We start from the raw sequence: 12,987 nt of genomic DNA, 5'->3' as shown, positions 1-12,987 counted from the left end.
AACAATCCACCTACGCTCCCTTTAAACCCAATAAATCCGGATAACGCTCGGATCCTCCGTATTACCGCGGCTGCTGGCACGGAGTTAGCCGATCCTTATTCATATGGTACATACAAAATCCCACACGTGGAATACTTTATTCCCATATAAAAGAAGTTTACAACCCATAGGGCAGTCATCCTTCACGCTACTTGGCTGGTTCAGACTCTCGTCCATTGACCAATATTCCTCACTGCTGCCTCCCGTAGGAGTTTGGACCGTGTCTCAGTTCCAATGTGGGGGACCTTCCTCTCAGAACCCCTATCCATCGTAGTCTTGGTGGGCCGTTACCCCGCCAACAAACTAATGGAACGCATCCCCATCGATAACCGAAATTCTTTAATAGTAAAACCATGCGGTTTTAATATACCATCGGATATTAATCTTTCTTTCGAAAGGCTATCCCCGAGTTATCGGCAGGTTGGATACGTGTTACTCACCCGTGCGCCGGTCGCCATCTTTAGTTTGCAAGCAAACTAAAATGCTGCCCCTCGACTTGCATGTGTTAAGCCTGTAGCTAGCGTTCATCCTGAGCCAGGATCAAACTCTTCATTGTAAAAGTATCTTTTCATCTGTTAAGATGATTTTTTGCTCTGTTCAGGATGCCGTAAATTTATTGACCTTATTCAAATACCTATTATCTTCAATCGTATCGCTACTCTCTCGGACAAGTATTGACGGTTCTATTTTTTTACTTGTACTACTTGTATTGTTTATCAATATTTCAAAGAACTAACGTGGCTTCCGCCGCGCCTGCTTTCTTTGCGAAAGCGGATGCAAAGATAAGGACTTTTTCAGATAACTTCCAAACTTTTTCGAAGTTTTTTTGTTTTTATTTTCTGATGCCTTAATCTTGTAGCAGAATGTCAACCATTAGGCTCTGTCTCTCTAGCAAAGCGGGTGCAAAAGTAGACAACTTATCAATAACATCCAAATATATCTGACTATTTTTCGGCTCTTTCTTGAAACTTTTTTTGTAACTCATTGATTGATAACGATGTCATAGAGTATGTTTTTTCAGATAGACACATCCTTATATGGAACACCTATACATTATTATATAGTGCACTCAAATGTAAGTTCTATTTTCCTATACCTAACAGAAATTCTATATACATTCAAGATTCCACGATCCACTTTTCGATATTACGAGTTTCTGCGCTAAAATTTACTCCTATTTTAAAAAGTTTTCGCTCATCCGTCTCGAAAGGTAAAGCATAATGCTTATCGTTAATCTGTTGCAAAGCCTCTTCTGCTGTGCCATTCAGTTTAAATTCCATTATATAAATAAATTTATCAGTCTGCAAGACAAGATCAATGCGCCCTTCACTCGTATGATACTCTACCTTGGTGTAGAAACCTAGCAGTTTAAAAACGATAAAAAGAACATTTTCGTAATGTAGTTCCTGATCCCGAATCACTTCGTAAGTAGTGTCTGCAAAGAAGCTTTGCAGGCGGTGGAAGAAAGAGTTATAATCACCGGAACGCACTTCACGAACAAACTTCTGAATCTCAAAAGGCGACTCGACCTTATTTACGTTCGCATAAAAAGGAAGCAGGAAGCGGATAAAACCTTCTTCCACTTCGCGATTGGGGAAACCCAAGCGATACATTCCAAATTCTTCATCATACCCCTTGATGGTTAGGTATCCACTCTGATAAATTACCGGGATGGGATTGGTGGATTCAGAATCTATACTGTTCAACACTTGGACATCGGTCTCTTCATGTGCCATCCGCTCCAGGTCATAATGATGTTTTTTTAGCAATTTCACCAAATAGGTAGGCGTACCCGTTTCAAACCAATAACTACCAAACTCTTTACGCTTGAAAGCGTTAAGCAGACTGAACGGGTTGTACATGCCGATTGAATTGTGCGTAAAATGATAGCCATCATAACACTCTCTCAAATCTTCACAGAGTTTATCATACGTTATTCCACGTGCTGCTGCAAATTCATGTAGTTCTGTTTCCAGATTTTCATGGATTTCACGCTCGCTGACACCACAAATTTCGACGTACTCATTCCACATTGAAATATCATCCAAATTGTTCAAGTCACTGAATACACTGACTTTACCAAACTTTGTCACGCCGGTAAGCAGAGCGAACTTTATATACCCGTCCTTCGTTTTCAAAGCGCCATAAAATGGCTTCAGGGTATTTCGGAATTGCTTTTGAAGTTCTTCATTGCCGATGGCTTGCAGCATAGGTTTGTCATACTCATCTACCAGAATAACTACACGTTGCCCCGTCTTTTCGCAAGCACGCTGAATGATACCGGCAAAGCGCAGGGAAAAGGATGTTTCAGACGGACGGGTGCCGTATTGGCTTTCCCAATATTCAAGATTATCATTCAATATTTTATCCAGACTTTCCGGCGTGTCATACTTCTCAATATTAAGATCGAGATGCAATATAGGATGCTTTATCCAATCCTTTTCCAACTTTTCCACAGCCAATCCTTCAAACAGTTCCTTTTTCCCTTGGAAATAAGCCTCCAAGGTAGAAATGAGCAGACTCTTTCCAAAACGGCGCGGACGACTCAAGAAGTAATAACTTCCGGTCTTGACCATTTGATACATTAATGCCGTTTTATCAATATAGAAATAACCGTCATTACGAATCTTTTCGAAATTCTGAATGCCGATAGGATAAATTTTATTGCTCATAATCTCTGCTTTTATAAATTAACGCCAGTCACCTGTCTTGCAAAGATATATATTTTTAATAGAACTCCTCCTCACGCAAGGTTAAAAGATTCTTTTCCTCAAACCACTATTACCTCTAATTTTCCCTACAATAAAGTTTGAAAAATAAAAAAACATCTGCCACCTGCAACAAAATCGAAATAACAAACTGACTGATAAACAATTATAGCGTTGCAGATACCGTTGCAGATACGTTGCAGATAAAAATATCTGCAACACAGCGGTAAGAAGAAATATTGCACACCAAGCATCAAAGTTTATTTTCCTATCATTGAAGCGCTCGTTTCCTGCGTCAGAACTCCGGTTCCCAGGCGGGAAACTACAGTTTCCGCGCATGGAAACGAGAGTTTCCAGCCAGAGATACTAGCGTTTCCCGCTAGAGACACTGGAGTTTCCATATAGAGAAACGACAGCGAAACCGTAGCTAAGATTTTCAGAGAAGGAGATATACAAGACTAACCCCAGTTATAATCCTCCACGTAACCGTCGAAATACTCATCCAGACTAACGCCAAGTTCCTTGGCTACGGCAATAATCCGCCGTTGTTCGACCGGACTAAGGTTCATGTCTCCCCTACGTTTCAAATAATAGTTCTTTCTACCCATATATTCAATCATACGATAGCGAAAGGTATCTGCCACACGAACCGTAAGAGCACTAATCGTACGCATAAAGCCGCGTGCATAACGCACTTTCTCATTGGAACGGTAATAATCACAAGCACTTTTCATCGCTTTCAGCCGGTTGGGATTCATTATTGACAGGAAAGCCCGCTCCGCCGGAGCATACTCTAAGGCGATATGCCGCAGACAAGTCGTGGCACGCGGACATTCTTCGGCTGCACACAAGCCGAAAGTATAAGGAACGATTGAATAATCGAATGGTTCTTTCATTGCTGTTTATCGGTTTTATTGTTATTAAATTCTACAAATGTACGGATAAAAAGGATAAACAGATAAAATATCCATGTTTATTTGCAAGAACGGGCAAATATGACTAACTTAGCAGAATATTATTAACAAAACAAAAGATGAAAATTACTCAATTAAGAGACAAGGACAAAACTACTGCGCTGACTACAATGGATATGGAAACGTGGATAGGAAAAACACGGACAGAAACAAAGACACAGCCTGTGTCCGCCTTCAGAGAAGTGTTGCGATATTCCCTGCCCGACTCACGCTGCTACGAAGCAGACAAGCTTCCGAAGATTCTTCCGGCTGCGGAATTCCGCAGGACGGAAGGTGGGAAACAAATGAAAAGTTATAACGGAATAGTAGAACTGACCGTCGGACCGTTGTCAGGCGGCCCGGAGATTACATTGGTAAAACAATTGGCATGGGAACAGCCGCAGACTCACTGCGTCTTTACCGGTTCGAGCGGACGGACAGTGAAAATATGGGCGAAATTTACCCGCCCAGACAATTCGCTTCCACAGAAAAGAGAAGAAGCGGAGATATTTCACGCGCATGCCTATCGTTTGGCCGTGAAATGCTATCAGCCGCAAATCCCGTTCAGCATTTTACCCAAAGAGCCTAGTCTGGAACAGTACTCACGGCTGTCATACGACCCGGAACTTATGTACAGACCGGATTCCGTTCCGTTTTATCTCTCTCAACCGTCAGGGATGCCCGAAGAACTGACTTATCGGGAAGCGGTACGCTCGGAAAAGTCACCGTTGACACGGGCCGTGCCGGGATATGACACGGAGCGCGCTGTATTCATGCTTTTCGAAGCGGCTTTGAGAAAGACCCATGAAGAAATCTACGAAGCGGAAGATGAAGGTGCACCCGAAAGAGGGGAAGACTTTCAGGCTATGGTGACACAACTGGCTGTCAACTGCTTCCATTCGGGCATTCCCGAAGAGGAAACGGTGAAACGTACTATTTTCCACTATTACCTGCGCCGGCAAGAGGTGCTCATCCGCCAGTTGGTCAAGAATGTATATGAAGAACAAAAAGGGTTCGGAAAGAAGAGCAGCTTAGGGAAAGAACAGTACCTGTCACTCCAGACAGAGGAGTTTATGAACAGGCGCTACGAATTCCGTTACAACACCCAAGTGGGAGAAGTGGAATACCGCGAACGGAACTCATTCCATTTTTACTTCAATCCTATCAACAAACGGGTGCTGAACAGTATCGCACTAGATGCGCAAGCCGAAGGTATTCCACTATGGGACAGGGACATAAGCCGGTATATCTACTCCAACCGCATCCCTGTATTCAATCCGTTGGAAGATTTCCTCTACCATCTCCCCGTCTGGGACGGCAAAGACCGTATCCGCGGACTGGCGCAAACCGTTCCCTGCGAAAACAAGCATTGGGTGGACTTGTTTCACCGCTGGTTTCTCAACATGGTCATGCACTGGCGTGGGACAGATAAGAAATATGCGAATAATGTTTCGCCCCTGCTGGTAGGCCCGCAAGGTTGCCGTAAATCGACATTCTGCCGCAGCCTCATCCCGCCCGCCATGCGTGCATACTATACGGACAGCATCGATTTCTCACGAAAGACGGATGCCGAATTGTATCTCAATCGTTTTGCGCTCATCAACATTGACGAGTTCGACCAGATCAGCGCCACCCAACAAGGATACCTGAAACATATCCTGCAAAAACCGATTGTAAATATGCGCAAACCTTATGGAAACGCCGTGCTTGAAATACGCCGTTATGCTTCATTCATCGCAACGAGCAACCAAAAGGATTTGCTGACCGACCCTACGGGCAGCCGCCGCTTTATCTGTATCGAAGTAACCGGAACGATAGATACAAACAAGGCGATAGATTATGAACAGCTTTACGCGCAGGCCATGTATGAGCTCGATCATGGCGAACGTTACTGGTTCGACCAGTCCGAAGAGCAGATTATGACCAGAAGCAACCGTGAATTTGAACAAGTTTCACTCGAAGAACAGTTGTTTTACCGTTATTTCCGTCCGGCCAAAGAGAAAGAGAATGGCGAATGGCTTTCACCGGCGGAGATTTTGGAAGATATAAAGAAAAGCAGTGCCATACCGTTGTCAAACAAGCGGGTAAGTGTGTTCGGGCGAGTTCTGCGTAAACATGAAATCCCGTCGAAACGTGTACACAGAGGTACTGTCTACCATGTTGTACGAGTTTTATAAGACCAACAGATGCGTTGCAGATACTACATCTGCAACGTATCTGCAACAGGTATCTGCAACGATGTAATACACTCATTCTCAATAAGATAATTCAATTTCGTTGCAGGTGGCAGATAAAACAGCACTTTACAAACTTATGTGTAGGTAAACCTATCTTTCTGTTAAATTCTCAATGAGCCATAAACAAAAATCCCGCCTGTCTGTTACATTGGCAACTTAAACATAGTAACCTAAACATAAAAATTATGGCTAGAGAAAGTGTAAAAATTCTACAAGGAAAACTAGATGTAGAAAGTTTGATCGCACAGTTGAACGCAGCATTAGCTGAAGAATGGTTGGCATACTATCAATATTGGGTAGGTGCATTAGTAGTGGAAGGTGCCATGCGTGCCGATGTACAAGGTGAATTTGAGGAACATGCCGAAGAAGAGCGCAGACATGCGCAACTGCTCGCTGACCGTATCATCGAGCTGGAAGGAGTTCCGGTGCTCGACCCTAAGCAATGGTTCGAGTTGGCAAGATGCAAATATGATACTCCGCAGGGGTTCGACTCTGTCAGTTTGCTGAAAGATAATGTAGCCTCCGAACGCTGCGCAATCCTTCGTTATCAGGAAATTGCAGATTTTACCAATGGGAAAGATTTCACTACCTGCGACATCGCCAAACATATTCTTGCCGAAGAGGAAGAACATGAACAGGATTTGCAGGATTATCTGACTGACATTGCGAGAATGAAGAAATCATTTCTTGAAAAGTAAAATGGCAATATTATAACGGACAGCCTGAAAGCATACACCGGAACTCAAACCATTAGATTTGGTCGGAGTTCCGGTGTATTGTTTTCTGTGGCAGAACCTTTTTAGCGCTTGGTAAAGAAACGACTGGACTTAAAGTGCCTGACATGAGATTCTTATTCCGCTACCTCGGTGGAGGTATAGTCGCAGGGAACGATGATAGTATTGTAGGTGGCATCGTAAGTGGCGGTGTCCGGCAGGGAGAGCTTCACCCAACTGGGTTCAACCAGCGACACGGTTTCGTTTTCGAGCAACGCTATCAGTGAACAACAGACGATTATTGAAGCGATAAGAAGCATGTAATTATTCATGTTTCATTCGTTTTAATGATTGTTACAAAGAACTGAACGGTCTGCACCGCCGTCGCAAGTTTTCCGGTCATTTCCGGCGAAGGGCTTGCTCCGGCAGTGCGCAATAATGGGTCAGAAGGCAAGCACGGCACGGACGTAGTACTTATTCCGTTTGTCTGCCAAAGGATAAGAATGATAGCTAAATATTATACAATGGCTCTCGTGTTCATAATCAGTACCGCTCCAATAGAAGTCATCTGTATTAAATTTACTGCCTCCGGCTTTCTCGAATTGGGCATCGAGGAGGGTGTCCATGTGGTAGTCTTCATCGAGATTGAGCGTTCCGCGGGTCATGATGAACATCTCATAATCACTGGGGAAGTACCAACCGCTGCAACCGGCCGGTGTAGGATTGGTTCTTGCAAAAGCTTCTATGGCATCATAGGCTTCGGTGCGTTGTCCTCCGTAATCCCGATACCATTGGATACAGCGGCTAGTATTGTAACCAAAAGTGCGGGTAGACTCAAGCATCAATTCCTTTTCCGCTTCCTGTCCGGTAGCCGCATAACTCACGAGCCATGTGTACGTATTGCCCGTACTCGTAGAAGACCATTCTGTCTTACCAGCATTCGTGAGCGCCACCACAATGCCGTGCACGCAGCCGGGATGGTCGTGCATCAGCAGGTGGTCGCCCCGCTTATTGGCGGTATGCGTCCAATGATAGGAGTAGTGTAGACTATTAGGCTTCTCACCCACCCAGAAGACTACGCCGAGACAACTCTCCTGTTCATCACGGGACAGACTGCCATCTTCATTCCCGGGCAGGATGCTACCGTCCTGCATATAGTAGTCACCCGCCGCTAACGGCCGCTCTTCTATCGCCTCATTGCCGTCAACCTTGTGGACGGTGTATTTTCCGGGCTGAAGATTTAATTGGGAATAGTCAAAATAGAAAGTCTCCCGATTTCCCTTGTAGTAATACTCATACGGTACCGGCTTAAAGACCGTGGGGTTTTTAGTATTCACCAGCAGGCGGGCCGTACAGGGGTTCTCCTGCCAATATACATTTTTACTGATCACTGCCGTGTAGCGGTAATAGCTCTTAGAAATCTCTTGGCCGTCTATCTTTTCTGTATAGTTATATTTCGTAGCAGGCACCTGAAGGATGAGCAGAGACATACGGTGCTCCATCGCGAAGCTGAGCGTGTGGTTGCTATACACGCCACGGGCCGTCATCAGGTCGGAGGCGGTGTATTGGGCGTAGGTACTCTGGTTGGTTTTAACAGGCCAATCATAGACTACAGACTTAAAGAAGTCTTCATCGCCGGGCGATACCCTGTCGTTCAAATCTCTATCGTCCTGGTAGGGATAATAGGCATGATAACTCCTGCCGGGTGAGTATAAGAGTTGGGAAGTGCCGGCAGGCAGCGTCCACTTGCCTCCCTGTAGGGTAAGGCAGAGGTTCTCCACCTCCAGGGTTCCGTCCTTCACCACGTAGAGGCCGATGCGGTCGCCTTCGGTGAAAGCAGTGCGGTAACCGCGTTCCTGGGCGCGGGTTTGTCCGGTGGCGTACATGCCGCCGTCGCTCACGGTGATGGTGAGGGGGCGGGCATCGGGGTCGGTGCCGGCAGGGGGCAGTTCGTCCAGTGCGTCGGACGTGCATGCCGCCAGCATCAGGATGAGGGCGCAGGCCAGGGATGCTGCCGGGGGAAATATGGAATGATGTTGTTTCATACGGTTTCTTTTTTATTGATGAATTTAGTTGTTACTGTTCTACTCGACCGGATGCCACGTACCTCCTCCTTCTCCTCCTCCTTCCACACGGATATTTTCGATACCTTCCGAGGTCACGGTGAGGCGGTACTCGTACATCTTGCCACTGAAGAAGTTCGCTTCGCCTGCGGCGGGGGTGTAGTAAAAGGTCTTTCCTCCGATGACTATTTTCACGAACTTCCGTTCCAACATATTTTGGGGAAGGAGCAGGGCGCGCACGGTGCGTACGTATCCGTCGGCGGCAGGGGTCACTTCGTTGGGGGTGATGCGGTCGGTGTCGGGGGGCACTTGCCCTACGGTTCCATTTCTGAAATCGATACTCCCTCCCGTGCACGCGAGGTTTTCAAAGGTTACAGTGGCGCGCTGCAGTTCATCGTCGGTCACGCCGTTGCCCGCTTTGAGGTGTACCACCACTTTGGCTGTGACGTGGCGGAAGACGAGGGTCTTATCGGGGGACGTTACGGCGATGCGGAGGTAGGGAGCAACCATGCAGTCGCTATCCTGATATCCTTCATCTCTCTGGTCGGCCTGTACAGAGAATGGATCAATATTCCTCACCGACGGATATAACCCTCGAATCCCCTTTTCCTCATCCGGGCTTACCCAGTCGATGTCTGTAATCAGCTTTCCATCGGAATCGACGGAGGGGTATACATCCTGATCCGGCATGCCGGAGATGCTAGTGCTAATCCACAGCCTCACCCTTTCTCCCCCTTCCCACCTGTTTTCGGTGGTAGCCCGTGTCTGGGCGTTGGCGGAGGAATATCCCTCTACGGCGGCGTAGAGTTCCAGCGGCACGCCGCCTTCGGGCCATGCCGCGTCGTCATCGCCTGTGCAGGCAGCCAAAACCAAGGCTGCCCACAGGTACATTATATATATTGGTATGTTCGTCGTCTTCATTTTTTTCTTTATATTTATTGTTTACGGATTACTCCTGAAATGCAGAGCCTTCTACGGGTGCGCCTATGGTTTCCCAGTCCTTGATGTTGGTTTCCAGCGTCAGTCCCTTATAATCCACGGTTATCTTATAGATGTACCGCTTACCGCTTTGCAGCTTCAAGGCATCTCCGGCGGGGATTTTGTAGGCGAAGCTCGTCTTGTCTGCCAGCTTCACGCGGATAAAGACGGTGCCTGCGGTTAGTTCCTGGGGCACCACGATGGCTTCGGCGTACTGGGTATTGGCGTCAAAGTCTGTCGTCACCACCGTGGGGATAGTAATCGGAGTGGCGGGGTTGGGGTCGGTAGCGAGGGCTATCATCGCCTGGCGTGCGGGCTGGCTGCTCATATCGACGGCTTTCCCGGGGGTGAAGGTGGCCTTCAGGGCGGTGTTCTCCAGGGTCACGATGACACCGGTGAGGTCGGGGGCGCCGTTGCCGCGCTTCAGCACTACTTCTACTTTAGATAGCAAATGATAGAAAGTGAGGGCCACGTTAGAGGCGGTGGGGGCCACGTTCCGCTTGGTGGAATAGAGCAGGTCGGAGGCGGCGTAGGCGGTTTGCGTGGTCTGGTCGGCCTTCACTTCGTGGGACACCGATGCGGGGAAGGCTTCTCCTGCCGGGGCAGGGTTGGCATGGATGGCATAGATGTTCACGGGGTCGGACGAGACGTAGTACATGTCGCTGGCGTAAGAGAAACCGCCGGTTCCATCAGCAGTGAGCACGTTGTTCTGATAGAGGGGGGCGGCTTTGCTGTCGTCCACCCAGGCAGATACTTCCAGTCCTGCGCCAAGCTGTTGGTCGAGGCCGTAGGAACGGGTCTGGGAGGTGACGCCGCTGGTGAGGCGGATTTCGCCGTTCCAGTTGTCGGTGACTGCTTCGTTGTCGTTGTTGCAGGCGGCAAGCGCAAGGGCTGCTGCGGCAATGATTGATAAGTTTCTAAGTTTCATAATCTTACATTCTTAGCATTATTGATTCAATTGTTCGTTTCCATTCCGGCCGAGCCGTTTTCGCCGTCTTCGCCATTGCCCGGTGTCCAGTCGGTAATGGTGGCGGAGAAGTCCGCTTCCGTAGGTGTTTCCACTATTTTCCCGCCCAAGGCGAGTGGCTTATGCTTGTCGGCGTTGAAGGTGGCAAGCTCCGTGGTGAGGTCACTGTCGAGAGTGACCGGCTTTGGACTGTCTCCTGCAAAGTAGAGTTTGGCATCCAGCTTCTGCTGCACACCCGCCACGCCGAGCAGGCGCACCGTGGCCGCCCATTTTCCGGCATTGGCTCCTTCCGTTACTTTCGCAAACGCCAGTGCCACGTTCAGCGGCGTACCATGCGTGCCGTTATCCATATCCAGCGTCGAGGCAACCCCCGAAAGGTAGCCTTCGATTCGCTCTATCCTGTCCGTGGTACTGCCCGTCGGCTCGATGAAGAGCGTCAGTTGGCGTACTTGCTGCTGCATCGCAACGGTAAGGGTGTGGTCGGTGTCCGCTTCTATCATAGTTTCCGTCACGCCCGTAAACAACCAGCCCGGCATCTCCTGCACGAAGGGACCCGCTCCGTCCACGTTACCCGAAGCCCCGGCGACGGTTGCCACGCTGCCGCTCATGGTGATGTGCTGCGGCGTGTTGTAGACATGCAGATGGTAGCTGCCCGGTTCAAAAAGAGGTTCGAGCAGGTTCGTGGTGCCGATGAGGATGGCGGAGTAGTCACCGGCTTCTACCGTATAGCTTGCGGGTGCGGTCAGTCCCTCGCCGATGCCGCTCCAGTCGGTAACGAGGGTAATTGCCCCTTGCTCCGGATGCGGGGTGTTGTAGATGGGGTCTTTCACGTCGCAGGCGGCAAAGGATAGCGCTGTGGCTGCTACGATAAGACATTGTCTGATGTTTCTTTTCATATTCGTTGGTTTTAGATGATTCTACTTGTTGCTTCCCATAGTCCATACGAGGCTGATGCCTGCTTGTGTGGGCCCCCAGAAGTTCTTGCTCTCATTCCGTTTCTTATATACGCGCACGCCATCGGTCATGCCGAAGCTGTCATATTCGGAACGGGTATAGCCCAGGCCGAGGTTGAAGTCGAGGGAGAAACTGCGGGAGAGGGATAATTGGTAACCCAACGTCACGCCCGCATTCCATAGCTTACCCTGATAGCCGGTATCCTTTGAAACGATACCGCCCAACATATACTTATATATATTATATTCCCCATAGCTGCCCGAGACTCCAGCGTAAAAATGTTTTTTATCCAAAAGGTACCAGCGTACTTCAGGGTTGACGAGCCACATCTTCTGTACTTTATCACGCTCACCGCCCCACCACGAGAGGCTGCCGTCCAGCTTGATGCCGACATTCTCATTCACCCGCCATTCCACGCCAAGCGTAGGAAGCAGGAAGGCGTCATACAACACATTCGTGCGGACGGCAAACCAATAAGGCTGTTCCGTCTCCCGGATGCGTTGCTCTGATACAAGGGCAGTCTGTTGCTCCGCTGCGGAGGGTTCGGATGGTTGCTCCACGGCGGTTTCCGTTTTTTGCTCCACAACTCCTTGTTTTGGTTGGGGTTCTTCCCGTTTTACTCTTTCTTTGACGGGTGTCGTCTCCGGCATAGCCTTAGCCGAAGGGATACGGAGCGTCACTACCACTATATCCTTATTATCCTCATACGCACGCGCGCAATTGGCGGTGATGAAATCCGCTTCTTTCAGCCCTTTGCGGATAATAAGTTCCGACTTCACGCGATTGGCACGGGCGAATGCCGTGTTCAGATTCTCTTTAGTGGTGGACAGCGAAGCACAGTAGCCGTCCACATAAACGGGCAGGTTACCTTTCGCAATCTCCGCCTTGTGATGGTCTATCAATCCATAGAGCCTTTCAAGTTCCGCCTCATTGCCCGCAAGGATAAACATCTCCTCGCCCGGAAGAAAACGGAAAGTGATTACTTTGTCTTCTGCTTTCTGTGCGGAAGCTGTTGCTCCGGATAATATGAATATAAGAAGCAGAGCCAGCAGTTTTTCTTGTAATTGTTTCATAAGGTTCATTTTTATTTATTTCACTCTAAATATGTAATGTTATTTATAGGGCATCAATAGGATATAAATCACCTGACAACAAAGTTAAAGGCATGCTTTGGGTTCTCTTAACAAAAAGGTAAATAAAACCTATATCAAAAAGTAAATCTTGCATTTTTCTTAGTACGTTTAGTTGTTTCAGTACGTCTGGTTGCGTTTTTTAGTACGTCTGGTTGTATTTTAGCCCATATAAGGTGTTTTTTGAGATAAATCAACGAAGGTATTATTCATTTTATTAAATTTGCAAAACAGATACACAAACC

The 12,987-nt window shown here is 47.9% G+C and carries 10 protein-coding genes and 1 rRNA gene; 2 read left to right on the top strand and 9 right to left on the bottom strand.

Features of this window, described 5'->3' with window-relative positions:
• The 3 genes from N5O98_RS21670 to N5O98_RS21660 all read right to left on the bottom strand — a co-directional run.
• Positions 1–595, bottom strand: a 16S ribosomal RNA gene (locus N5O98_RS21670); the annotation flags it as partial.
• A gap of 562 nt (positions 596–1,157) precedes the next feature.
• Positions 1,158–2,711, bottom strand: coding sequence for an ATP-binding protein (locus tag N5O98_RS21665; protein ID WP_004310417.1), 1,554 nt, complete (start codon positions 2,709–2,711; stop codon positions 1,158–1,160).
• Between the two features lie 494 nt (positions 2,712–3,205).
• Positions 3,206–3,643 (bottom strand): DUF6078 family protein, encoded by a 438-nt coding sequence (locus N5O98_RS21660; RefSeq protein WP_004310418.1) that lies wholly within the window; start codon positions 3,641–3,643, stop codon positions 3,206–3,208.
• A gap of 137 nt (positions 3,644–3,780) precedes the next feature.
• On the opposite strand from N5O98_RS21660, the gene N5O98_RS21655 reads away from it, so the two are divergent.
• The gene (locus tag N5O98_RS21655) at positions 3,781–5,877 is read left to right on the top strand and encodes a BT4734/BF3469 family protein (RefSeq protein ID WP_118161289.1); all 2,097 of its coding nucleotides are present in this window, start codon (positions 3,781–3,783) and stop codon (positions 5,875–5,877) included.
• 245 nt (positions 5,878–6,122) lie between these two features.
• On the top strand, positions 6,123–6,635 hold the full coding sequence (locus N5O98_RS21650) for a ferritin-like domain-containing protein (RefSeq protein ID WP_004310420.1): 513 nt from the start codon (positions 6,123–6,125) through the stop codon (positions 6,633–6,635).
• A gap of 152 nt (positions 6,636–6,787) precedes the next feature.
• On the opposite strand, the gene N5O98_RS21645 is transcribed toward N5O98_RS21650, so the two are convergent.
• The 6 genes from N5O98_RS21645 to N5O98_RS21620 form a co-directional block, all read right to left on the bottom strand.
• Positions 6,788–6,982, bottom strand: coding sequence for a hypothetical protein (locus tag N5O98_RS21645; protein WP_032856042.1), 195 nt, complete (start codon positions 6,980–6,982; stop codon positions 6,788–6,790).
• Positions 6,983–7,093: 111 nt separating this feature from the next.
• Entirely contained in the window at positions 7,094–8,635 is a 1,542-nt protein-coding gene (locus N5O98_RS21640; protein WP_259326211.1) for a fimbrillin family protein, read from the bottom strand.
• A 99-nt stretch (positions 8,636–8,734) separates the two neighbouring features.
• Entirely contained in the window at positions 8,735–9,634 is a 900-nt protein-coding gene (locus N5O98_RS21635; RefSeq protein WP_118161288.1) for a fimbrillin family protein, read from the bottom strand.
• Positions 9,635–9,662: 28 nt separating this feature from the next.
• Entirely contained in the window at positions 9,663–10,619 is a 957-nt protein-coding gene (locus tag N5O98_RS21630) for a fimbrillin family protein (protein ID WP_004310423.1), read from the bottom strand.
• A gap of 26 nt (positions 10,620–10,645) precedes the next feature.
• On the bottom strand, positions 10,646–11,554 hold the full coding sequence (locus tag N5O98_RS21625; protein ID WP_004310424.1) for a FimB/Mfa2 family fimbrial subunit: 909 nt from the start codon (positions 11,552–11,554) through the stop codon (positions 10,646–10,648).
• 21 nt (positions 11,555–11,575) lie between these two features.
• Complete coding sequence (locus N5O98_RS21620; protein WP_004310425.1) at positions 11,576–12,685, bottom strand: DUF3575 domain-containing protein; 1,110 nt, start codon at positions 12,683–12,685, stop codon at positions 11,576–11,578.
• Positions 12,686–12,987 lie beyond the last annotated feature (302 nt).

Source organism: Bacteroides sp. LFL-34 (genome assembly GCF_027257075.1).
GTDB classification, from domain to species: domain Bacteria; phylum Bacteroidota; class Bacteroidia; order Bacteroidales; family Bacteroidaceae; genus Bacteroides; species Bacteroides ovatus.
Note: the sequence above shows the minus strand (reverse complement) of the source record. Positions and strands in the feature narration are given on the sequence as shown.

Coding starts and splice junctions, on each gene's coding strand:
- N5O98_RS21620 (WP_004310425.1), bottom strand. CDS start 12,685: ATGAAACAATTACAAGAAAAACTGCTGGCTCTGCTTCTTATATTCATA.
- N5O98_RS21640 (WP_259326211.1), bottom strand. CDS start 8,635: ATGCTGGCGGCATGCACGTCCGACGCACTGGACGAACTGCCCCCTGCC.
- N5O98_RS21665 (WP_004310417.1), bottom strand. CDS start 2,711: ATGAGCAATAAAATTTATCCTATCGGCATTCAGAATTTCGAAAAGATT.
- N5O98_RS21635 (WP_118161288.1), bottom strand. CDS start 9,634: ATGAAGACGACGAACATACCAATATATATAATGTACCTGTGGGCAGCC.
- N5O98_RS21625 (WP_004310424.1), bottom strand. CDS start 11,554: ATGAAAAGAAACATCAGACAATGTCTTATCGTAGCAGCCACAGCGCTA.
- N5O98_RS21660 (WP_004310418.1), bottom strand. CDS start 3,643: ATGAAAGAACCATTCGATTATTCAATCGTTCCTTATACTTTCGGCTTG.
- N5O98_RS21655 (WP_118161289.1), top strand. CDS start 3,781: ATGAAAATTACTCAATTAAGAGACAAGGACAAAACTACTGCGCTGACT.
- N5O98_RS21650 (WP_004310420.1), top strand. CDS start 6,123: ATGGCTAGAGAAAGTGTAAAAATTCTACAAGGAAAACTAGATGTAGAA.
- N5O98_RS21630 (WP_004310423.1), bottom strand. CDS start 10,619: ATGAAACTTAGAAACTTATCAATCATTGCCGCAGCAGCCCTTGCGCTT.
- N5O98_RS21645 (WP_032856042.1), bottom strand. CDS start 6,982: ATGAATAATTACATGCTTCTTATCGCTTCAATAATCGTCTGTTGTTCA.